This is a genomic window from Bartonella sp. 1-1C (assembly GCF_002810325.1).
Taxonomy (GTDB): Bacteria; Pseudomonadota; Alphaproteobacteria; order Rhizobiales; family Rhizobiaceae; genus Bartonella; species Bartonella rochalimae.
The window spans coordinates 262,377-285,102 of record NZ_CP019489.1; the positions used below are offsets into that span (position 1 = coordinate 262,377).

General features: G+C 32.8%; 19 protein-coding genes. 6 read left to right on the top strand and 13 right to left on the bottom strand.

Translation table 11 applies throughout. The annotated features are described in order from the left end of the window. The first annotated feature begins 104 nt into the window (after positions 1-104). The gene (gene mutT / locus B11cv2_RS01085; protein ID WP_100693921.1) at positions 105-515 is read left to right on the top strand and encodes an 8-oxo-dGTP diphosphatase MutT; all 411 of its coding nucleotides are present in this window, start codon (positions 105-107) and stop codon (positions 513-515) included. 222 nt (positions 516-737) lie between these two features. Further along, on the top strand, positions 738-2,093 hold the full coding sequence (locus tag B11cv2_RS01090) for an L-cystine transporter (RefSeq protein ID WP_100692948.1): 1,356 nt from the start codon (positions 738-740) through the stop codon (positions 2,091-2,093). Between the two features lie 1,159 nt (positions 2,094-3,252). On the opposite strand, the gene B11cv2_RS01095 is transcribed toward B11cv2_RS01090, so the two are convergent. From B11cv2_RS01095 to B11cv2_RS01130, 8 genes are all read right to left on the bottom strand, one after another. Further along, a complete protein-coding gene (locus B11cv2_RS01095) occupies positions 3,253-3,747 on the bottom strand; it encodes a F0F1 ATP synthase subunit B (protein ID WP_100692949.1) in 495 nt (164 codons plus the stop codon). Between the two features lie 11 nt (positions 3,748-3,758). Next, positions 3,759-4,304, bottom strand: coding sequence for a F0F1 ATP synthase subunit B (locus B11cv2_RS01100; protein WP_245406997.1), 546 nt, complete (start codon positions 4,302-4,304; stop codon positions 3,759-3,761). A gap of 227 nt (positions 4,305-4,531) precedes the next feature. Beyond that, the gene (locus tag B11cv2_RS01105) at positions 4,532-4,762 is read right to left on the bottom strand and encodes a F0F1 ATP synthase subunit C (protein WP_006589457.1); all 231 of its coding nucleotides are present in this window, start codon (positions 4,760-4,762) and stop codon (positions 4,532-4,534) included. 53 nt (positions 4,763-4,815) lie between these two features. Then, positions 4,816-5,574, bottom strand: a complete 759-nt coding sequence (locus tag B11cv2_RS01110) for a F0F1 ATP synthase subunit A (protein WP_100692951.1) — start codon at positions 5,572-5,574, stop codon at positions 4,816-4,818. Between the two features lies 1 nt (position 5,575). Beyond that, entirely contained in the window at positions 5,576-6,001 is a 426-nt protein-coding gene (locus tag B11cv2_RS01115) for an AtpZ/AtpI family protein (protein ID WP_100692952.1), read from the bottom strand. 279 nt (positions 6,002-6,280) lie between these two features. Continuing rightward, on the bottom strand, positions 6,281-7,714 hold the full coding sequence (gene der / locus B11cv2_RS01120; protein WP_100692953.1) for a ribosome biogenesis GTPase Der: 1,434 nt from the start codon (positions 7,712-7,714) through the stop codon (positions 6,281-6,283). Positions 7,715-7,718: 4 nt separating this feature from the next. Further along, positions 7,719-8,390 (bottom strand): tetratricopeptide repeat protein, encoded by a 672-nt coding sequence (locus tag B11cv2_RS01125; protein ID WP_100692954.1) that lies wholly within the window; start codon positions 8,388-8,390, stop codon positions 7,719-7,721. 545 nt (positions 8,391-8,935) lie between these two features. Further along, on the bottom strand, positions 8,936-10,708 hold the full coding sequence (locus B11cv2_RS01130; RefSeq protein ID WP_100692955.1) for an SLC13 family permease: 1,773 nt from the start codon (positions 10,706-10,708) through the stop codon (positions 8,936-8,938). Positions 10,709-11,068: 360 nt separating this feature from the next. On the opposite strand from B11cv2_RS01130, the gene B11cv2_RS01135 reads away from it, so the two are divergent. Together B11cv2_RS01135 and nhaA are read left to right on the top strand one after the other, a co-directional pair. Beyond that, on the top strand, positions 11,069-12,775 hold the full coding sequence (locus B11cv2_RS01135) for a hypothetical protein (protein WP_100692956.1): 1,707 nt from the start codon (positions 11,069-11,071) through the stop codon (positions 12,773-12,775). A 150-nt stretch (positions 12,776-12,925) separates the two neighbouring features. Then, the gene (gene nhaA, locus B11cv2_RS01140; RefSeq protein ID WP_100692957.1) at positions 12,926-14,284 is read left to right on the top strand and encodes a Na+/H+ antiporter NhaA; all 1,359 of its coding nucleotides are present in this window, start codon (positions 12,926-12,928) and stop codon (positions 14,282-14,284) included. A gap of 711 nt (positions 14,285-14,995) precedes the next feature. Here nhaA and B11cv2_RS01145 read toward each other — a convergent pair. Beyond that, positions 14,996-16,249, bottom strand: a complete 1,254-nt coding sequence (locus B11cv2_RS01145; RefSeq protein ID WP_100692958.1) for an aspartate kinase — start codon at positions 16,247-16,249, stop codon at positions 14,996-14,998. A gap of 182 nt (positions 16,250-16,431) precedes the next feature. Here B11cv2_RS01145 and ubiG point away from each other — a divergent pair, with 182 nt between their 5' ends. Then, positions 16,432-17,175 (top strand): bifunctional 2-polyprenyl-6-hydroxyphenol methylase/3-demethylubiquinol 3-O-methyltransferase UbiG, encoded by a 744-nt coding sequence (gene ubiG / locus B11cv2_RS01150; protein WP_100692959.1) that lies wholly within the window; start codon positions 16,432-16,434, stop codon positions 17,173-17,175. 21 nt (positions 17,176-17,196) lie between these two features. Here the strand turns inward: ubiG and grxC are convergent, their stop codons facing one another. Then, a complete protein-coding gene (gene grxC / locus B11cv2_RS01155; RefSeq protein WP_100692960.1) occupies positions 17,197-17,454 on the bottom strand; it encodes a glutaredoxin 3 in 258 nt (85 codons plus the stop codon). Positions 17,455-17,496: 42 nt separating this feature from the next. Further along, entirely contained in the window at positions 17,497-18,240 is a 744-nt protein-coding gene (locus B11cv2_RS01160; protein ID WP_199570338.1) for a ComF family protein, read from the bottom strand. Between the two features lie 236 nt (positions 18,241-18,476). Between B11cv2_RS01160 and B11cv2_RS01165 the strand changes: the two genes are divergently transcribed. Then, a complete protein-coding gene (locus tag B11cv2_RS01165; protein WP_100692962.1) occupies positions 18,477-19,346 on the top strand; it encodes a methyltransferase domain-containing protein in 870 nt (289 codons plus the stop codon). Positions 19,347-19,469: 123 nt separating this feature from the next. On the opposite strand, the gene glyS is transcribed toward B11cv2_RS01165, so the two are convergent. Both glyS and B11cv2_RS01175 read right to left on the bottom strand, forming a co-directional pair. Further along, positions 19,470-21,698 (bottom strand): glycine--tRNA ligase subunit beta, encoded by a 2,229-nt coding sequence (gene glyS / locus B11cv2_RS01170; RefSeq protein WP_100692963.1) that lies wholly within the window; start codon positions 21,696-21,698, stop codon positions 19,470-19,472. Next, positions 21,698-22,642 carry a glycine--tRNA ligase subunit alpha gene (locus B11cv2_RS01175; RefSeq protein WP_100692964.1) on the bottom strand — a complete coding sequence of 315 codons (945 nt, stop codon included), beginning with the start codon at positions 22,640-22,642 and terminating at the stop codon, positions 21,698-21,700. Before B11cv2_RS01175 ends, glyS begins: the two co-directional genes overlap by 1 nt. Positions 22,643-22,726 lie beyond the last annotated feature (84 nt).

The following is a 22,726-nucleotide window of genomic DNA, read 5'->3' on the forward strand; positions in this document are numbered from 1 at the left end:
ATTTATATATTTTAAAAGCATATTGGATATTTAGTTGTTTATTCTGGCATAGGGCTTTTACAATAGCAAGAATGATAGTTATTTATTATTCTTTTGGTTATAGTATGCATAAAAATTCACTCCTTCTTGTTGTTGCATGTGCTTTATTGGATCATGATAATCGAGTGTTGCTTGCGCAACGGCCTCAAGGAAAATCACTAGCTGGTTTATGGGAATTTCCCGGTGGAAAAATTGAAAATGGTGAAACGCCAGAGGAATCGTTAATTCGTGAGTTAACAGAAGAGCTTAGTATTCATGTTGAGCAGGATAATTTATTACCCTTAACATTTGCAAGCCATAATTATGAAACCTTTCACCTGTTAATGCCATTGTATATTTGCCACCGTTATGAGGGCGTTCCAAAAGGACGAGAAGGACAAAATTTAGAATGGGTTTGCATGAGTAGTCTTGATAAATATTCTATGCCTGATGCTGATAAGCCATTGATTCAAGTTTTAAAAAATTTTCTTCTTTAATATTCTGATAAAGGGCAAATATTTACAAACAATGAGAAATTTCTTTTGCTAAATATTTTAGATAAAATAATTATTAGAAATAAATTATTTGTAGATAAAAAATATTTTTAAATTATAGTAAATACTAAAGAAGAATAATAAATTTTATATTTGTTATTATAATAATTAAATTTTAGTTATGTATTATTTTTAAATTTAAAAAAATAATACTAGGAATAAATAATGACATTTAGTTTTTTTATTAATTTATTTTTATTTATTATTTTTTTGTTATGTCTTTTTCGTTACAAAAAAATTAAAAAAAATCTTACATTGCACGCTATACTAGGCCTTATATTTGGTTTAACTTTTGGTAGTGTTTTGCAGATTATTTATAAGGAAGGCAATCCTATTCTATTAGAGTCTGTTGAATGGTTTAACATTGTTGGTGATGGATATATATCGTTATTAAAAATGATTGTTATACCATTAGTTTTTGTTTCTATTGTTTCCGCAGTAGCACATTTGCATTCTATTTATGCTGTTGGCAGAATTGGCATAATAACAATTTCAATACTCCTTTTAACGACATCTTTTTCTGCATTGATTGGTATCTTTATCGTTAATTTTTTTGGACTCACCGCAAATAGTCTAGTACATAAAGGAGAAGATATATCTACTCTTCTTGGAAGTCATATTTCTCAGCTTGAAAATATCAGTATACCAAAGTTAATTTTATCATTTATTCCTCAAAACTTATTCGCTGAGTTAATAGGAACAAAGCCTACATCAATTATTAGCGTTGTTATTTTTTCAGCTTTTTTAGGAGTAGCGGCGATTCTTTTAAAAAAGGATGAACCAGATAAAGGGGAGAAAGTCCTTTTATTGATTCAAATTATGCAGTCTTGGGTTATGCGATTAGTGCGTATTATAATTTCTTTAACACCTTACGGTATTTTTGCTCTAATGACTAAGGTAGGAGCAACTTCAAATGCTGCAGATATTTTAAAATTACTGGTTTTTATTGTTATTTCTTATGTTGGCATTACCCTTATGTTTGCAGTTCATGGCATATTACTGAGTATCTCAGGTATTAATCCATTCCATTTTTTCAAAAAAGTTTTTCCCGTTTTAACATTCGCTTTTAGTAGTCGTTCAAGTGCTGCTAGTATTCCTCTGAATATCGAGGCACAAACTCAATGGATTGGTGTCCCCCAGACAATTGCAAGTTTTGCCGCTTCTTTTGGTGCAACAATTGGTCAAAATGGTTGTGCAGGACTTTATCCAGCAATGCTCGCAACTATGATAGCCCCTTCTGTTGGCATTAACTCTTTCGATTCTCTCTGGATAGCTACTCTTGTTGGTGTTGTAACATTAAGTTCTATTGGTGTTGCTGGTGTTGGAGGAGGAGCCATTTTTGCCGCATTAATTGTTTTACCCATTATGGGACTTCCTGTTACTTTGGTAGCTGTACTCATTTCTGTTGAACCTTTAATTGATATGGGCCGTACGGCTCTTAACGTAAATGGCTCGATGTTAGCTGGAACTATAACAAGTCAGATATTGCGTACAACGGATAAAAGCATTTTTGAAGGATGATTTTCATATTGAGATCATTGCTTTTCATGTCTATTTCGATATAATCTACGTTATTTATTGATAATTTTATTTTCTTATAAAATAGTCTCTTTCCACAAAATATAATGTCTCACAAAGCTACGCATTATCACAGATATAGTTTTGTAGTAAATTTGAATTTTTTATAACCTTAAGACTACCATCTTAGTTCTTTTATCAATTTTAGTATTTTTGGAATTTTCTTTACTTTTGAAGAGCTTGTCATTTTCATAGATGCTAGTCTGGAGTAGATTAAGTAATTACCTTTGTGTGATAGTTTTTTACTTCAAAAAAACTTACTGAAGTTACGTTCTTTTATATTTCTAAAGTTTTTGGGAGCTCTAGTACAATAAAGTTTATAATTATCAGTTATTATTTATTTCTTCTAGAAGTTCATGTTTTGGATTGCAATTTTTAGATATAAGATATCTTTTTTTGTATGTAGTAACTTAATGTTTAATATATTAAATGTTTATAATCTGTGAGCCAAGGAGATATTGCTTTTTTTCTTATTATTATATTAGAATTGCTCACTTTTATAGCTATTATAAGATAGTTGTTTCTATCTTGACTTGATAAAAATTGACTAGGACTATAAGATTTTTCCATTGGTAAAAGAATATTATTAAAATGATTTTATCCAAAAATTTGGATTTCACTTCCAATGTTCACATAGTAGCTTATGCGCATCATAAATTCCCTTTTTTATAAGGCTGTAATTAAAATTCTAATTTTAATATTATTTTTCTGAATTAAGAGTATTTCTCTTTTTCAAAAGGGAGGCCTTTATTATTAAGCTCTTGTATCACACTTGTGACAAATAAAGTTTTTATTATTAATCAAATTAAAGCGCTTTGTTATTTATACTGGCAATTTCTAGTCATAAAGCAAAGTTTATATTAATCATTACCTTACTTATTTTAAATTTGTGATAAAATTGAAATAAGCGAAAATTAAACGATTAATTGCTTTTTTATTACCTCAACTCAATGATTTATCAAGTAATTTTTCTCTTAAGATCTCTGTTGATTATAGGAAAGATTTTACTTCAATAATATAGCTAAGAAACCAAAAATAACCTTGATAACCAACAAGAGCAATATTTATTCTCAATATTTTTAAAAATGCTAATAAAAACATATCAATTGAAATATGTTTCAATCTTTTTTAGAGATTCTTTAATAAGAGGCTCTTTAATCAAGCTATTAGCTTGTTCAGCATTTAATTCTTTCGTAAGAAGCCTATTTACGGCAGAGATTGCTAAATCAACAGCAGTTGAAGAAAGCATCCGAATTGCATTTTCTTCAGCTTGAGCAATTTTTTGTTCCGCTAACCGACTGTGATTTTTTATATATTCCTCTGTTTTTATGCGAGTTTCAGAAAGCATAGCTTCAACTTTATCTTTAGCATCAGCAATTATCTCTTGTGTTTCTTTTTCTATTTCCAAATGTTTACGCTGATATTCAGCAAGCACTTTCTGTGCTTCTTCACGAAGACGAAGAGCTTCATCAAGTTCATCTTTAATGTGTTTGGCACGTGTATCAAGTTTACGTATTATTGCATTAGGAACTTCAAAATAGACTAAAAGAGCTAAAAAAAGAACTAATCCAATAAAAGCCCAAAATGTATCAGTCATTTCCGCAATCCCTAATGACTTACAGCTTTAATAGCTGAACTAACAGATTTCTTACTAATATCAACATCAATTAATTTCTTAATGATTTCAAAAGCAATTTCTTCTGCGATTAAATTAACATTTTGCATTGCTTTGTTTTGAATCTTTTTTATTTTATTTTCAGCATCTTCTAGTTTTTTCTCCAAAGCTGCTTCGATTTTTTCTCGTTGGAGCTCAGCTTTTAATTTAATTTCATTATTTGCTACCTGTATTATAGTTTTTGCTTCTAAACGAGCTTCTGCTAATTTCTTTTCGCAAATTTCAATTACAGTATCTGCTTCTTGTTTCATCCGCATTGCCTGATCTAAATCGGAAACAATTCGATCTCGGCGTGTTTCAATAACACCACCGATACGTGGTACAATTACACGAGAAATGAAGAGATAAAAAAATCCAAAAGAAATAGCCAACCAAAGAAAATGCGAACCAAAATACACAAAATCGAAAGGTGGAAAGGTACGACTCGCATGCTCCGTAATACTATTAAGCTCTCCCTTACCATCATGACACTCTAGCATTTCAGTATTATCATGATCAAATTCTATCCCATCATCAAAATGATTTAGCATTTTAGTATCTTCTACATCATTGCTGGCAATTAACATTTTATTTTCCTTCGAAATAATCACTCTGTCTCTATTAAATCAAAGTTTTTGATAAGCAGTAACTTTCTTTTTATTTAAGAACTAAAAATTGTACCTGTTCTCAAATAATTTATAAAACAGATATGCTTTTTTGAAGGTAATTAGACGGCGAAAAGAAGCAAAAGAGCAATAAGCAGTGAAAAAATACCTAAAGCTTCTGTAACAGCAAAACCAAACACTAAACGACCAAATTGACTATCTGCTGCTGATGGATTTCGTAAAGCACCAGAAAGGTAGCTTCCAAAAATATTTCCAAGACCTAATGCGGTTCCAGCCATACCAAAGCAAGCAAGACCAGCCCCAATATATTTTGCTGCAAGTACTAATTCCATATCATTCTCCTTTAAAGCGAAATTGCATAATTTAACGGAAATCCGTCGGTTTTTTAATGTCCTAGATGGACAGCATCGTTAATATACATACAAGTTAGAACTGTAAAAACATAAGCTTGAAGAAAAGCGACTAAAAATTCAAGAGCCGTAATTGCTACAGTCATAGCAAGTGATAAAATTGCACCGCCCAAACCTATGATTCCAACTCCAACCATTGAAACAATGAAGCCAGAAAATACTTTAAGCGTGATATGACCTGCAAGCATATTAGCAAACAGACGAAATGAAAGACTAATAGGACGAGACAAAAAAGAGATAACCTCAATCATTGTAACTAAAGGCAGTACGATCATAGGAACACCACTGGGAACAAAGAGTTTTAAGAAATTGAACCCATGTTTATAAAAACCGTACCCAATTACCGTTAAAATTACCAACATTGCTAACGAAAAAGTAATTACAATCTGGGAGGTAATTGTATAAAAATAAGGGAACAAGCCAATAAAATTAGCAATAAGAACAAAAACGAATAACGAAAAAACTAAAGGAAAAAATTGCATTCCCTGTGTACCAGATGATTCTCGCAAAGTTGATGCAACAAATTCATAAAGCATTTCGGAAACAGATTGCATTCGTGTTGGAACTAATCGACGACTTGATGATGAAATGAAAAGAAATAATGAAGAGAGAACAACTGTCAAAACGATAAAAAACGATACATTTGTAAATGAAAAATCCATATTTCCAATGGAAATATTAATCAATCGTGAAACCTCGAATTGATGTATAGGATCCGGAGCGTGCGATGTCACTTTAAACCTCTTTATTATCTTCTTTACTTTGTTGCAAAGTTCTACGTTGTTCTAATCGACTGGGAGCAATATATTTCACAGATCGAAGAACACTTAGTATACCAGCAACGAATCCAAGAAAAAGAAAAAATACTAATCCCCATGGTAACGAACCTACTAATTTGTCAAACCCAAATCCTAAAACAGCTCCTACAATAATATTTGCCAGAAATTCACTCGACAACTTAACAGCATATGCTATTTTTTTTTGTTGCTCTCTTCCTTCGACTTTAGACTTCTCTTTCTTTAATATTCTTTTATTGATTAAAGCTAACTCTAAATTCCGGCTGCGACATTCTAAATCTTCTGAATAAAGAGAAGAGACTCGTTCGTATTTGTGTCTCTCAACATCCTTTTGTGGCATATCGGGTTCATCGCCCTTCGCCATAATTGGCTCCTTAATCAAAAAAAGGTTAAAATACACTCTATTAGACTTTATTTAGCATATTGCTGTCAGATTTATTCGTCAAGTCCTCAAAAGAGCTCTACCACAAAGATTTTTGTATATAAATAAAAACGCCTAAAATTTATTTTATTAGGTAGAAAATTGAATAAAAAAGGCATTATATCTTATAATTTCAACAGATTTATAAACACTTATTTTTGATAATAAGTGATCGAATATTGATTTTTAATTTTATAAAATTAAACAATATATAAAAGAAAATCACTTTTTTTTTGTGTGTTTTGCAAAAGGATTATCAGATGTCTGCAAAGATAGACGAATTGGTACACCTTGCATATCAAATTTGTCTCTCAGTCCATTAGAAAGATAACGCAAATATGATTGAGGCATTTCTTCTGATTTTGAACAAGAAATAACAAATCTAGGAGGGCGTGTCTTAACTTGTGTTATGTATTTAACCTTAAGTCGACGTCCAGAAACGGCGGGTGGTGGATAATTAATAATCATCGTTTCAAGCCAGCGGTTCAGTTTTCCTGTAGAAATACGACGGTTCCATACACGGTGCATCATTGTAATATTTTCCATCAATTTATTAATTCCTTGACCATATAGACCTGATAAAGGGACAGCTCTTAAGCCACGCACTTGAGGAAGAAGGCGAGTACATTTTTCATATAAAGTATTTAATGCTTCATGACGATTTTCAATAAGATCCCATTTGTTAAAAGCAATGATAGGAACACGTCCTTCACGAATCACAAGATCAGAAATTTGTAAATCTTGTTTTTCAAAAGATGTCGTTGCATCAAAAACAATTACAACAATTTCCGCGAAACGGATTGCACGTAAGGAATCCACAACAGAAAGTTTTTCTAATTTTTCTTGAACTTTTGATTTTCGACGCAAACCTGCGGTATCAAAAAGTTTAATGCGACGATTATTCCATTCCCAATCTACAGAAATAGAATCGCGCGTAATACCAGCTTCAGGCCCTGTCAGTAAACGATCTTGTTTCAACATGCTATTAATAAGTGTTGATTTCCCTGTATTTGGACGACCAATAACTGCTATCCGTATAGTTTTTTTTTCGTCGTAAACAGGATCTTCTTCTACTGTGTTATCAATATTATCGCTAATAGATGAAATCTGTGTAGTAGTATAAGTCTTTTCTTTTTCTTGCCTCAGATTAAAAACTTTATCTGCACCAATAGCCGCTACAATAGCATCACGAAGGTCTGAAAGACCATGACCATGTTCAGCCGATATTGGGCAAGGTTCACCTAATCCTAATGACCATGCTTCATATTCTCCTGCTATTGCTATTTTTGATTCAGATTTGTTGGAAACAAGTACGATTGGTTTTCCTGATTTTCGAATGAGTGAAGAAAAGTCTAGATCACTTCGTGTTATTCCGCTTTTAGCATCAAGAACAAATAAAATAAGATCTGCTTCATCAATGGCAATTTTTGTCTGAGCACGCATACGTCCTTCAAGTGTATGGTTATCTGCTTCTTCTAGCCCTGCTGTATCAATAACATCAAAATGCAGATCCTGAAGTTTAGCTGAGTGGATACGTCGATCACGAGTTACGCCTGGTTGATCATCAACGAGAGCCAGTTTTTGTCCAACCAAACGATTAAATAGTGTTGATTTCCCAACATTAGGTCGACCAACTATAGCGATGGTAAGGCTCATCAATTTATTCCTTATTTACCTTTCCATTTGCTTGAATAAGCTCAAGCATAATTTTCGCTCGATCTGTTATTTTAAATCCTAGAGCATTCTCTTCAACAATTTTTTTGAAATAATAAACTGCCTTTTCCATTTTATTCTCTTTATAAGCAGCTAAGCCTAGGGCTTCTCTTGCAGACATGCGCATAGGATCAATATCATTGGCTATTTCTTTAACACGTTGCATTACATCGTCAAACGTTCCTATATCAACTAAAATATAAGCTGCTCGAATTTTTGCAACTTCTCGTAAAATCTGTGGTGCTTTTTCATCTGCTGCGATCATATCAAACATTTTTACTGATTTAGCATTATCACCTCGTTCCATCCACAAAGAGGCTTCACGTAAACCTGCAAGAAACGGATATCCACCAAAATTAGATTGTTTAACACTTTCTAATTTTTTAATTGCTTCATCGAAATGATGTGCATCGGCTAAATCAAGGCTTGTCATAAATATATCACCAACATTATTGGCTTTATTTATCTGTTGCTGCTGATAAATTTGATAGATAATGATCGTCAACACAAAAATAATAACTGCACCAATAACCAAAAAACCATAACGTTTCCAAAAATTATAGAATTTTTCTTGACGGAGTTCTTCATTAACTTCATAAATAAAATTATCATGTGTCATATAGTTTGCCTTGAAAAAAATATTCTGCATTTTTACATAAAATGTATAAAATTGGTAATCTTAATCAACAAAGAATTCTATAATTTGGATTGATAAAATTAGAATGAGTATCTGTTTTTATCAATTGAATTTTTTTAATTATTATACTACTTAAAATTTTTGTAAAATTTGTCGATTGATATTACGGCTTTGATGTGCTTGATCTTTATAAAAGCATGAAAAACTATTTTCAATGACTCATTCAAATACACTACAGATTATTTAATTCTTTATTATTTTTTGTAATAGATCTTTCATGATAATGACTGAATACAGGTGCAGTGTAAGTTAATCCTATTATCGATAATTTTTATTGTTTGTAAAAATTTTATACGAATACTTTTATAGAGAATAAATACATAAATATAGCATTTAGATAAAAACAATCATGTTTTGAATATTTAGTTTTATATAAGTTTATACAATTTCAGTAATATTATTCCATCTCGCTTTATTTTATCTAAGCTGTTTTTTCTACGGCGTACATCTATTATCTAAAAAGTATTTTATTGTAATGGCCACACCCACATTAACATGGGAACAGAGACGACTGCTATTAATATAGCTAATGGGATACCAAAACGTGGATAATCACTAAAACGGTAACCCCCTGGCCCCATTACCAACATATTACATTGATGTCCAATAGGTGTGAGAAAATCACATCCAGCACCTATTGCGACAGCCATTAAGAAAGCTTCAGGTTTATAATGAAGAGAATGAGCAAAGCTTGATGCAATTGGCGCTATTACCATTACTGTAGCTGCATTATTCAAAAATGGTGTCACCAACATTGCTGTAATTAAAATAAGCGCCAATGCTCCAGATGGTGGTAAAAATACGGCTAATTGACTCAGCCAATGACCGATTAAATTTGTACATCCTGTTTTTTCTAATGTTTCACTTACTGGAATGAGAGCAGCTAATAATATCAATATTTGACCATCTAGAGTTTGATATAAATTCCGTATCGGAAGGACGCGAAAAACAACCATTGCGACGGCTGCTGCAAAGAAAGATAATGCAACTGGAATAATCTGAAAAGCGGTTAAAGCAATTGCTATAAATAAAATAGATAAAGCTGCAAGACTATGTCGTAAATTGCCAAACATAATATTACGCTTTGCTAATGGCAGGCATTTTAATTCCCGTAACAAATTTGGAATAACTATATCTTGCCCTTGTAAAACAATTACATCTCCAAGACGGAAAACGATGTCATTAAGCCTCCCTCGAATCCTTTCGTGTTGACGGCTTAATGCAAGAATGTTCACATCATAACGCTCAAAAAGTGAAAAATTTTTAGCACTAATGCCGATAAGAGGTGAGTCGTGTGAAATAACTGCTTCAATAATATCAATTTCACTGTCTTTATCGTTTGTAGATACAGTGCAGCCATTAAAAAACTCCAAACGGGAAGAATTAATGACAATATCTAAACCTTTATGTGATCCCTCCAATAACACAATGTCTCCTTCAGAAAAAACAAAATCCGGTAAGGGAGAAATAAAACATTTATTTCTAATAATTTGCAGAACCATAACTTCACCATTTGATGGTTTAACAAGATCAATAATGGTTTTGCCAATAATTGGAGAATAAGCTGGAATATGTACTTCTGAAACATAGTTACGAATATCAATAGCATCATCAAATGATACATTTGGATGCGTACGGATAGGCAACCGCCAAGAAAAAAACACCAAATACAATACTCCAGAAATAGCAACTACTATGCCAACTGGCATGAAATCAAACATAGTAAAAGGAACTCCTGTCAAACGTTCTTGCATAGCTGAAATAACGATATTAGGAGATGTACCTATTTGCGTCATAAGACCACCCAATAAAGAACCAAATGCCATTGGCATTAAAAATACTGATGGTGTAACCTGAGAACGGCGAGCAAACTGAAAAGCTATTGGTAGCATGATAGCCAAAGCACCAATATTTTTAACAAATGTTGACAAAAGCATGACAGAGAGAACTAAAAAAGCGAGCTGAAGCCGTATCGATTTCACATCAGGCCATATATGTTGAATAATTAATTCCATCACACCAGAGCGTGATACAGCTGCACTAACTACAAATACACTACCGACAATAATGACAATATCATTACTAAAACCACTAAATGCTTCTTTTGGACTGACAAGACCTACTGTACAAGCAATCAATAATGTACAAACAGCAACAATATCATAACGAAATCGATCCCAAATGAAAACAATCATCATGAGACAAATGAGAAAAAAAGCCATTATTTGATCTTCTGTCATGATATTCATCTTTTCCTGTTTTAGCATTATTACAAATACACATATTGTTTTTAACTGTTCCTATCGTTAGAAACAAGATCAAACCAAACATGATTGTAATTAATTAAATGGATGATTAAAAATGATCAAAAGATAATATTTGCATATATTTTCTTGTTAATTGTCATAGTTTTTGCAAAAATTAAACTAAAGAAAATTTAGTGATAGTTAATAAAAGTTTATTGAAAAAAATGAAATAATAACTCTACATGCATAAAGTGATAAAAATCGACAGTTTTTTAATGGATGCTATAGCCTCTCTGAATTGTAAGGGAAGTTATCTATATTTAGTTATGAATGATAAAACCGAAAGAAAAAAGAATGGCTAATTTTAATAGTAAATATCAAAATAACCACAAGAACTGGTCGCTGTACATCATTGGATTTATCTTTATTTTAGTTCTCATATTTATTGGGGGATTTTATATAACAAAACCCTATCTAGACAGCTTTATAAAAAAACAAATGGCTCGTCATTCTATCTATGCCGAAACATCGGAGGTTAGTATTATAGGAAAAGTTAACTTAACCAATATTATTTTACCAACTCCTACAGGTATATCACTTAAAATTGGTGCTATTTCAGCTCGTCCACCGATTACCTTCATTCCAGGAAGTTTCACACTTTATAATATTGATTTAAAATATGATAATATTCATTTTAAAATACCAAAAATGTTTATTAGTAATGTGTCTTTAAAGGAAAAAGACATCACAATTAAATCTCGTATCTTACAACCACTTATGCGTCTTAATGTTGCATCAATTTTTGCACCAGATCTGTTTTTTTTCATAAACAATAGTGATAAATCAACTGAAGAAATAAGCATAAAGAACTTTCAAATTTCTGATTTTAAAAATGGACAAATTCGTTCTATTGGTATCGACAATATAATAACGAACATAAATCTTGCATCAACAGCTGCAAATGATACTCGACAAATAGGTTTAATCATTAAAAGTGATGCAATGAAAGCCTATAATATCAATGTTGGTTATGCGCACTCTATCATTTTTGGTACAAGTAAAACGAAGAAAAGCAAGACTGTTATTGGATCCATTGTCTTGGATAATATGATAGTCGATCTCTTTCAGGAAAAAGACAAAAATATCTCTTTTTCTCTTGGCAAGTTTAAAATATCTTGTCTGAAAATGAAACCAATGGATCACTCACCAGAGCAACTTATTAAAACCTATCTTAATGCAAGAAAGAAAAATAATCAGGAAGATGTAAAAGCAGTACGGGATTCTGCTCTCTTAAATAGTCTTTCAGCTATAACTTCTATTAATTTGATTATTAATAAAGCAGCAATCGATATGCCACAGCTTAAAACACAACTTGAGTCATTTGAATTAAGACCAAGTCAATGGCAGCAATCTATACCTCAAAAACTTTTAGTGTCTCTGAATGGTCTTTCAATGGTATCTAAAAGAATGGAAAAAAATGATTTAGATTTTCTTAAAAAAATAAATTTTGAATCTTTAAATCTATCAGGAAAAATTGATGTTTCATATAATGAAGAAAAGCGTACACTTTTCCTAGATGCAATGTCTTTTGATATAAAAGATATAGGATCTGGAGATATATCAGCAAAAATAATAAATATTGATAAAGCATTTTTCTCAGGTCAAAAAGACGCAATGATTTTTTCTACCCAAGATCTTAGTATACCTGAAATTGATTTGCATTATAAAGATTCTGGATTCATTGATAAATTTTTCTCTTATCTTGCGCAGAATCTCAACGATAGTAATAATGAGCATAATCTTAAAGAAGAGCTTTATGATTATTTTTATTTAATAGTAACTGAAAGTTTGAAAATGTTATTAAAAGGTCATGATGAATATGAAAATATTTCAAAATCTTTTGGGGACTTTGCTAAAAATCCACAAACATTAACAATTAAAATGAGGGCGAAGGATAATAAAGGTTTTACAGCTGTTGATCTTAAAAATATTTTACAAAATGATTTATCAAATATTTTAAATAAAATGAATTTAACTGTAAAAAATAAAGCATCTTTTTAAAACACGGAATTAATTTCAAATCATTGAGGTGTAAATTAAAAAGCTATCGTTTCTCTTTTCATTTTTATATGATATTATCAAAAATATTACGAAAGCAATCTATAAACAAAAATATATATTAGCAAAATTGTTGATATTTGGAGTTGTTTTATGCCTAATTTATCATCAAATCGCTTACCTAATCGTGCTTCTATTGTAACTAAGAGAGCGCTTTCTGCTATTGAAGGATTTCTCCATATAGAAGCTCTTAGCGGAATTATTCTGTTAGTTGCGGCGACTGCAGCTCTTATTTTTGCCAATTCTAAATATATTTCTCTTTATGAAGCATTTTGGCATACATCCCTTGGTTTTAATTTTGGTCATTTTAATCTTTCATGGGATCTACATTTTTGGGTCAATGATGTGCTTATGACTGTATTTTTTCTTGTAGCAGGAATGGAAATTCGGCGAGAAATTCACGAAGGAGCTCTTGCAAATTTCAAACAAGCAGTTTTGCCAATTGTTGCAGCAATAGGAGGTGTTTGTTTTCCTGCGATTATTTATTTTAGCTTCAATTTAAATGGTGGACACACTTATGGTTGGGCTGTCCCAACGGCTACTGATATTGCTTTTGCTTTAGGGATTCTTGCTCTTCTTGGAAAAGCTATACCTCCTAATCTTCATATTATTCTTTTATCATTAGCTATTATTGATGATATAATTGCTGTTTTAATCATTGCCTTTTTTTATTCAACCAACCTTGATCCTAGTGGTCTAGCCATTGCATCAGCAGGTATTGTATTGGTTTTATTTTTTCAGTGGGTCGGATTTGCATCAGCATGGCTTTATATTGTACCAGGTGCAATTATTTGGTACGGGTTAATGGTAACAGGGGTTCATCCATCACTTGCTGGTGTAATTTTAGGTATGATGACTCCGGTTTTTCCTACTCGTCATTTCGTAGCTCCACTCACAATGCTCAGTAATGCGGTAAAATCTCTTCAAGAAAAAAATGATGTTAAAGATCTACAACACGTCTCAATGACATTAAAAAAAGTGCGCAAAGGACAACGTGATATGATTGCGCCCGTCATTCGTGTTCAAAAAGCCCTGCATCCATGGGTAGCATACGGTATAATGCCAATTTTTGCTTTTGCAAATGCTGGCGTTAGCTTTGCAAACTTTGATCTTTCTTCTGATAAATCATTCTTTATTGTTTTCGGTATTATTATTGGCTTATTTGTTGGTAAACCGCTGGGTATTATAACTGCTAGTTATCTTGCTGTAAAATTAGGCTTTTGCCGTCTTCCACCTCATATGACGTGGGGAGGAATTTTATTGATTGGATTTTTAGCGGGTATTGGTTTTACGATGTCTATCTTTGTTTCAATGCTTGCTTTTAAAGATATTGTGCAACTTGATTCTGCAAAAATTGGTGTACTTTGTGGGTCTAGTTTATCTGCTTTTCTCGGTCTTGGATATGGCTTCTTTTATATCAAAAAACATAAAAAAATATATGATAGATTTTAATAAAGAAAGTAATGATGCAATTTTAACCAGATTCTTTAAGAGCGGTTTGCTGTATTTAACTGATATATAATTTTCTCATAATCCTAAAAAATATAGTAGTTAACTCTCATAAGTGAGAGCACAATTCCACTGCATAGGGTAACAATTAAACTTACAAGCTATATAAACTTAAAAAATTCCAAGTATGTAAAGATAAATAAGAATAAAATTCAATAGCTACATTTTTCCTTATTTTGCGAACAATACGCTGAAATTATATTTTAAGATTCATATTCAGAAGTATATATTTTATAATGTAGAAAGGTAAAGATATAGTAGTGTTCTGTTTTTTTGCAGGGTTAAAGACTATTGTATTATTATTTTTCTTATACTTTTTTATTTCTTATTGAAGGAAAATTTTTATTTGAATTGTAATAATATTAAGTTTAGCTATTCAAATATAAAAGGATTAGTGCGTTAACTTATATTTAAGAAAGCTAGTAAAAACAAAACTGATATTATGGTTTCAAATTGTATTTCAATTTAGATAGTGCATATTATATTAAAGATAGAAAGTAAAGATTTCAAATTTAAGTTTAGCACAATCATTTTTTGATATTTTGTATATATGAAGATATTGTTAAGTATATCTACGGAGTATTAAGAAGAGAATAATACGTATATTAAGCAGAGAATACATACTTATTCTGGAGATTTTAAGAGAAAAAATATTTATTCTTTATCAATGTTATAAACACCATGTAATGTTCTAACCGCAAGTTCAGTGTAAGCGCTATCAATTAGAATAGAAATCTTAATCTCTGAAGTAGTGATTGCTTGAATATTAATACCTTTTTCCGCTAAAGCCTTAAATGCTGTAGCAGCAACACCTGCGTGGCTACGCATTCCAATCCCAATAATAGAAATTTTTGCAAGATTACTTTCAGATTGGATAACATCAAATCCAATTTTTTTACGATTTTTTTCAAGAAGTCTAACCGCCCTTTCTACATCTGCGGATGGTACTGTAAAAGTCATATCAGTTTTTGAACCATCTTCAGAAATATTTTGCACAATCATATCAACATTAATATGCTCTTCGGCTAAAGGACAGAAAATGGCTGCAGAGATACCTGGACGATCTGCAAGTCGGCGTAACGAAATTTGTGCCTCATCTTTGGCAAAGGCAATACCAGTAACAGTTTGTTGTTCCACAATTTCATCCTCACTACAAATAAGTGTTCCAAGGGGGGTAATTGGATTATTCATGCTAAGAGCATGAGGATCTTCAAAACTTGAGCGCACAAAAATCCGAACTTTATGAACCATAGCTAGTTCAACAGAACGGACCTGCAAAACTTTTGCTCCAAGAGAAGCCATTTCAAGCATTTCTTCAAAGGCTATTTTGGGTAAACGACGTGCTTTAGGTTCAATACGGGGATCGGTTGTATAGACACCATCTACGTCCGTATAAATATCACAACGATCAGCTTTTAACGCGGCTGCCATCGCAACAGCACTTGTATCTGATCCGCCACGCCCTAATGTAGAAATCCGATTATCTGGAGCTAAACCCTGAAAACCAGCTATGACTGCTACTTTACCTTCCTGAAAAGGCTGTATCAAAGAAGATCCATCAATATCTGTAATTCGTGCGCTACCATGAGTATTATCAGTATGAATAGGAATTTGCCAACCAAGCCATGAACGCGCATTTATTCCCATTGACTGAAGTGTAATAGCCAATAAACCAGCTGTTATCTGTTCACCAGAAGAAACAACGACATCATATTCATAAGCATAATTCAATGGTGCAGCATCACGGGTCCATTGCACAAGTTTATTGGTTGTACCAGCCATTGCTGATACCACCACTGCAACTTCATTACCTGCATCTACTTCCCTTTTAACATGTTGTGCAACATTATGAATACATTCAATGTTTGCGACAGATGTTCCACCAAATTTCATGACAATACGCATTATTTATAACACTCTTACGATTTTTATTTAGGTCCCAATGGGAGTAAAGCTTTATGCTATATTAAGTTTCCATTTTGACATAACCAATATCTATCATTTTCACAAGTCTGATATGTTTATGTGAATTTATGCTTGACTTTAGAAAGAATTCACATGACTTGATAAATCAAGAAAAGGAGAGCTATATGATAAACGAAACGCCTACAACGATTGATCAGAATGAAATTGATCATTTTTCGCGTATTGCTGCTGAGTGGTGGGATCCACAAGGAAAATTTCGATCACTTCACAATTTCAATCCAACACGCCTTGCTTATATAAAAGAAAAAATCTGTTTGGCATTTAATCGTAATCCTGTTTCGCTTACGCCTTTTGAAGGTTTGAAAATTCTTGATATCGGTTGTGGAGGTGGTTTGTTATGCGAGCCAATGGCACGTCTTGGAGCTACTGTTATAGGAGCTGATGCTGCGCAAACAAATATTGAAGTAGCAAAAATCCACGCCATTCAAAGTGGTCTTTCCATTAATTATCGCACTACTACTGCAGAAGCTCTTGCAAATGAAGGTGAACAATTTGACGTAATTCTTAATATGGAGGTTGTTGAACATGTTGTGAATGTTGATTTTTTTATAGAGGCTACGGCTAAAATGCTTAAACCACAAGGACTCATGTTTATTGCAACACTAAATCGCACATGGAAAGCATGGGGACTTGCTATTATAGCTGCTGAATATATTTTAAAATGGCTTCCAAAGGGGACACATGACTATAAAAAATTTTTAAAACCTCATGAGCTTAAAAAAATATTGTTCACAAATTCCTTATCTATTATTGATGAAATCGGGATTACTTATAATCCATTAACTGATAGCTGGAAACGCTCATGTGATATGGATGTTAATTATATACTTCTTGCAAAACGGCTTTAATAAGCACATCACAAAAAATAATTATTGAGCATCTTTCAGGAGAGAATCAAGCTTGCCTTCAGTATCTAAAGCATAAAGGTCATCACACCCCCCAACATGATAATCTCCTATAAAAATTTGCGGAAATGTATTACGGCCATTGGCTCGTTGCACCATTTGTTGACGAAGAGAAGTTGATGCATCAATATCAGTGTATTTTACTCCTTTTTGATCAAGCAAAGCCCGTGCTTTTATGCAATAAGGGCAGCTAGGACGTGTATAAAGTGTAATTTCTTTCATGATACTCTCCAAATTTCTATATAATATACTTTAAATAGATTTTCAAAAATAAGGCAAAGAAAAATTATTTTTTAAGACACGCGAAAATGTTAATACATTAACCTGTCGTGCACCTGCATGTTTTAATGTTTTAGTTGCTGCAGTAACTGTCACACCTGTTGTCAAAACATCATCAATAAGCAAAATAGAGCGTCCCTCCAAATACTTTTTAACTTCGTTAGGTACTTTAAAAGCATTCTGCACATTCATTTTGCGTTCTTTGGCCGATAAACCAACTTGTGGACGTGTGTAACGATAACGCACAAGCCAGCCAGGTTTGAAAGGTTTTTTCTGTTTTTCTGAAATGTAACGAGCAAGCTCAGCAGATTGGTTATAACGTCTCATGAAAAAACGACGAAAATGTAAAGGGATAGGAATAATAAAATCACAATCATTTATAATTTCATGTCCAGCAAATATCATCCAATTTGCCATAAAAGGTGCTAATTCCAAACGGTCACCATATTTCAATCGTGTTGTTAAAACCCGTGCTAAACCTTTATGAACAACAGCTGAGCGTAAAGACGAAAAGGGAGGAGGATTCTGAATAGCTTCACCGCTAAGAAATCCTTCTCCCATATCATATGCAAAAGGAGTTCCCATAACAGGACAATAAGGTTTTGTGATAAACTGAAGATCTTGCCAGCAATCAGAACAAATAGTTCCATAAGCGGAAACAATTTTTGCACATCCATGACAAGTTGGCGGATACAAAATTTTTATTAGGCGCTTGATTAATTTATTCAATATATCACCATAAATCAAAAAAATATCTTTAAAATACTGTAACTAAGCTATCAAATTACTATAATAATGCGAAGAATTTATTTCATATTTTAGAAGAATAAAATTTAATTTTTAACTATTTTTCTTTTTTATAAAATCTTTTTTCTTTTCTTTTTGTATTATACAATTGATATAGTATGTATGAAATAATTCTATTTTAAATCTTATCATGCCATAAATTAATCGTACTATAAAATATGTCTCATCCTTTGATTTTTGATTACAATTGTATGGAACAATTTCGTCAACGTGCTTTCAAAAGAGCAAAAAAAGGACATGATTTTTTACTTTCTTATGTGGTTGATGATCTCTACAAACGTCTAAATGCTGTGAATCGTAATTTTTCATTAGCTTTAGATTTACATGGTCATACAGGTCTTGCGGTAAAAATTTTAAAAAAATTGGGTAAAATTGGTTCTATAGAACGTGTTGAAACCAATATGCTTTACCAAAATTACGACAATCCATTTCATTTGCGTCATCGAGAATTTCTTGATTTTCCTCGACATTACTGTGATCTTATTGTTTCACTTCTTTCTTTGCAATTAACCAATGATACTCCAGGTGTTCTCAGCCAAATAAAAAATATCCTTAAGCCAGATGGCTTATTTCTGGCTGTTATGGCTGGAGCTGGTACGTTAAAGGAGTTGCGTGAAAGTTTACTGCAAGCTGAAAATGAAATTTACGATGGTGTTAGCCCAAGAATTTATCCTTTTGCAGATATTCGTGATGCAGGAGCTCTCTTACAGCGTGCAGGCTTTGCTATGCCCGTAGTAGATGTTGAAGATATCATTATACGCTACAATACGATGTTTGATCTCATGTATGATCTTAGAGCTATGGGAATGCAAAATGCACTTTTTAATCGTTCTCGATGTCCTGTATCTAAGCGATTTTTCTTTCTCGCTAACGAAATTTATGCAAAAAAATTCAGTGACTCCGATGGTCGTATTCGTGCAAGCTTCTCTTTTCTTTGGCTTTCCGGTTGGGCTCCTGACAAAAAACAACAAAAGCCTATACCTCCAGGATCAGCTCAAATATCTCTTGTAGATTTTTTTAAAAAATAACATGCTAATGTATAAAAATAATCTATCATGTGTTATGTTAAATGAAAGTTGAAAAAATAATATTTGTTTATTTTAAGACAAGAAAAACTATTTATTCGCGTGATTCTTTTATCGAGAAGTGTATTATATTTTAGGCTGTAATTTTGAAAAATCTCCAACATTTTGTGTAACTATGCGAATACGGTTAAGAAGAGCAAGACGATTAGCTCGAATATCTATATTATCATCATTTACAAATACTTTTTCAAAGAATGCGTTAATAGGCTTTTTGAGGAGTGCTAAACTATTCAGTGCAGATGATAATTCTGTTATATGAATATGATCAGCAATCTTTTTTTCTGTTTCAAGCGTCGCTTGATAAAGCTGTTTTTCTTCTGTTTCAATAAAAAGTTCAGGTTTAACTTTGTTTATTATTATCATTCCTTTTTTGGTTTCATTTTCAAGAATATTAATGGCGCGTTTTATTGCAATTAAAAGGCTGTCTCCATCGTTGGAGTTGATAAAAAAGGTGAGTGTTTCAACTCGACGCGTAATTAATAAAATATCATCGGCGTCTTTTGTTAAAACCGCCTCAATAATGTCGTGACGCGCCCCTTCATCTTTCAGATAACCTTTTAGTCGTTCATGAAGGAATGCTAACAAATCGAGTACAATATTTTCTTTTTTTTCTACAGATATGTTTTGAAGGTTTACACCTTTTGTTTCAGATGCTGCATACTTAACTCTTTGTTGTAGTAAAAAATTTATGGCTTGATGGAAAAGCGGTATAAGTCTTATTTTCAAATCATTTGAAAGTATAAGTTTGATAACTCCTAACGCTGCTCGTCTTAATGCGTAAGGATCTTTTGAGCTTGTTGGTTTCTCATTAATGAACCAAAAACCAATGAGCGTATCAATTTTATCCGCTAATGCGACTGTTACCGCAATAGGTGTAATTGGAATACGATCTTTAGGTCCTAAAGGCCTATAGTGGTCTTCAATAGCTTCAGCTACAAGAGGATCTTCTCCTTGAAGTAATGCGTATTTTCGTCCTATCACTCCTTGTAGTTCAGGGAATTCACCAATAATTTCCGTTTGTAAATCAGCTTTTGCTAATACTGCTGCACGTTTAGCTAATATAGAATCTGCTTGTACTAAGGGTGCAATTGTTTGTGTTAAAGCAGCAATTCTTTCTATTCTTGCGCCTTGTGTTCCTAATTTAGCATGGAAAGTAACATTTAAATAGTGCAGGTGTGCTACTCGCTGATCAAGAGGTTTATTTAAGTCAAGATCAAGCTTTTTAGCTGAAGATTCTAAATGCATAGTGTTGGGTAAATTACACTGATCTGTTTCCCAAAAATAGAGTGCGTCAGAAAGACGAGCATGTACAACCTTACTATTTCCCTTAGAAATTTCTATTCCTTTGTCACTGGCGAGGATATTAGAAACGAGAATGAAATAGTTAGAGAGTTTACTTTTTTCACCTCGTTTGCGTGTTACAAAGCATTTTTGATGCGTTTGAATAGTCAAGCGAATAATTTCTGGAGGAATACTGAGAAAAGTTTTGTCAAAAGTGCCCATGAGGACAACAGGCCATTCAACGAGTCCTGAAACTTCTTCTAAAAGAGCTTTGTCTTCAACTAGTTCCAAGCCATTTGCAAAGCAAAGATTTTGAATATCTGCTAGAATAATGTCTTTTCGTCTCTCTGCATCTAAAATAACTTTATGGTTTTCAAGTTGTGAGATATAGTCATCAAAACGGCGTACTTGGATAGGGTTTCCATTACTTAAGAAACGATGACCATAGGTTAAATTATTACTTTTGAGGGAACCAACTGTAAATGGAATAATTTTTGTTTCACCTATTGCTGATCCAAAAACACACAGAATGTTTTGTAAAGAGCGTATCCATCTTAAGGAGCCATTTTTTGCTGATTCTTGTCCCCAACGCATCGATTTTGGCCATGGAAAATTATAAATAATATCAGGTAAAATATCTGCAATAATTTCTTCGGCTAAACGACCTTTTTTAGTTGTTTTGGCGATATAAAAATTACCTTTTTTATCATCATGTGCAATGTGCACTTTAGAAATGTCATTTAGGCCTGTAGCACGTAAAAAAGCATCAATAACTTGTTGTGGTGATTGTACATTAGGTCCTTTACGTTCTTCATGAACATCTGGCGAGCTTTTAGAAAGACCACGTATATTTAATGTTAACCGACGAGGAGTCCAATATTCACAGGCTGCTTTATAAGTTAAGCCTGCATTAATAAGTTTATCTGTAACACATTTTTTAAGATCAGAAGCAGCTTTGCGTTGCATTTGAGCAGGGATTTCTTCACTAAAAAGCTCAAGCAGGAGATCAGGCATTATACATCTCCATTTGTGGTTATATTACCAGCTTCCGTTAATAAAAAAGCTTCACCGCAGCGGCGTGCAAGATCACGAACACGAAGAATATAATTTTGTCGTTCAGTGACGGAAATAACACCACGTGCTTGTAAGAGATTAAAAATATGGCTTGCTTTAATACATTGATCATAAGCTGGAAAGACGCATAAGTGGAAGTTATTTTCTTTATTAGGTTTTCCAGCATCAAGAAGTGCGGTACATTCACGTTCTGCATCAATGAAATGTTGTTGCAAAAGATCAGTATTAGCAAATTCAAAATTATAATGTGAATATTCTTGTTCGGCCTGTAAAAAAACATCACCATAACTTATTCGATCTGCACCATCTAAGCCGTTAAAGTTAAGATTGTAAACATTACTGACATCTTGAATATACATTGCTAATCGCTCAAGCCCATAAGTGATTTCTCCTGAGACTGGAGCACATTCAATCCCACATACTTGCTGAAAATAAGTGAATTGAGAAACTTCCATTCCATCGCACCAGCATTCCCATCCAAGCCCCCAAGCACCAAGTGTTGGACTTTCCCAATCATCTTCAACAAAACGTATATCATGAAGTGTTGTGTCAAGGCCGATAGCTTGTAGAGAGCCAATGTAAAGCTCTTGTAAATTTGGAGGAGAGGGTTTAAGGAGCACTTGAAATTGGTAATAGTGTTGCAGACGATTAGGATTTGTACCATATCGGCCATCTGTTGGACGTCGGGTGGGTTGGACATAAGCTGCTTTCCAAGGACGTGGACCTAATGAACGTAGCGTTGTAGCTGGATGAAATGTTCCGGCTCCTACTTCCATATCGTAAGGTTGCAAAATTGCACATCCATGTTGAGCCCAGTAATTTTGCAGACTTAGAATAAGTCCTTGAAAAGAACGCTTGGGATTTAGGTTTGAGGGTAGATTCACTCTTTGAATACCATTTTAATGTTTAATCGATAATTCAAGATCAAAAAATTGAGCTTTATTACTGTCTATTGCTTCATAGCGTTA

Excerpts from the sequence above, each read along its gene's own strand:
- glyS (WP_100692963.1), bottom strand. The coding sequence starts at position 21,698 with ATGCCTGATCTCCTGCTTGAGCTTTTTAGTGAAGAAATCCCTGCTCAA.
- B11cv2_RS01090 (WP_100692948.1), top strand. The coding sequence starts at position 738 with ATGACATTTAGTTTTTTTATTAATTTATTTTTATTTATTATTTTTTTG.
- grxC (WP_100692960.1), bottom strand. The coding sequence starts at position 17,454 with ATGAAAGAAATTACACTTTATACACGTCCTAGCTGCCCTTATTGCATA.
- B11cv2_RS01135 (WP_100692956.1), top strand. The coding sequence starts at position 11,069 with ATGGCTAATTTTAATAGTAAATATCAAAATAACCACAAGAACTGGTCG.
- B11cv2_RS01125 (WP_100692954.1), bottom strand. The coding sequence starts at position 8,390 with ATGACACATGATAATTTTATTTATGAAGTTAATGAAGAACTCCGTCAA.
- der (WP_100692953.1), bottom strand. The coding sequence starts at position 7,714 with ATGAGCCTTACCATCGCTATAGTTGGTCGACCTAATGTTGGGAAATCA.
- B11cv2_RS01095 (WP_100692949.1), bottom strand. The coding sequence starts at position 3,747 with ATGACTGATACATTTTGGGCTTTTATTGGATTAGTTCTTTTTTTAGCT.
- B11cv2_RS01130 (WP_100692955.1), bottom strand. The coding sequence starts at position 10,708 with ATGACAGAAGATCAAATAATGGCTTTTTTTCTCATTTGTCTCATGATG.
- mutT (WP_100693921.1), top strand. The coding sequence starts at position 105 with ATGCATAAAAATTCACTCCTTCTTGTTGTTGCATGTGCTTTATTGGAT.
- B11cv2_RS01105 (WP_006589457.1), bottom strand. The coding sequence starts at position 4,762 with ATGGAATTAGTACTTGCAGCAAAATATATTGGGGCTGGTCTTGCTTGC.
- nhaA (WP_100692957.1), top strand. The coding sequence starts at position 12,926 with ATGCCTAATTTATCATCAAATCGCTTACCTAATCGTGCTTCTATTGTA.
- B11cv2_RS01115 (WP_100692952.1), bottom strand. The coding sequence starts at position 6,001 with ATGGCGAAGGGCGATGAACCCGATATGCCACAAAAGGATGTTGAGAGA.
- ubiG (WP_100692959.1), top strand. The coding sequence starts at position 16,432 with ATGATAAACGAAACGCCTACAACGATTGATCAGAATGAAATTGATCAT.
- B11cv2_RS01100 (WP_245406997.1), bottom strand. The coding sequence starts at position 4,304 with ATGCTAGAGTGTCATGATGGTAAGGGAGAGCTTAATAGTATTACGGAG.
- B11cv2_RS01165 (WP_100692962.1), top strand. The coding sequence starts at position 18,477 with ATGTCTCATCCTTTGATTTTTGATTACAATTGTATGGAACAATTTCGT.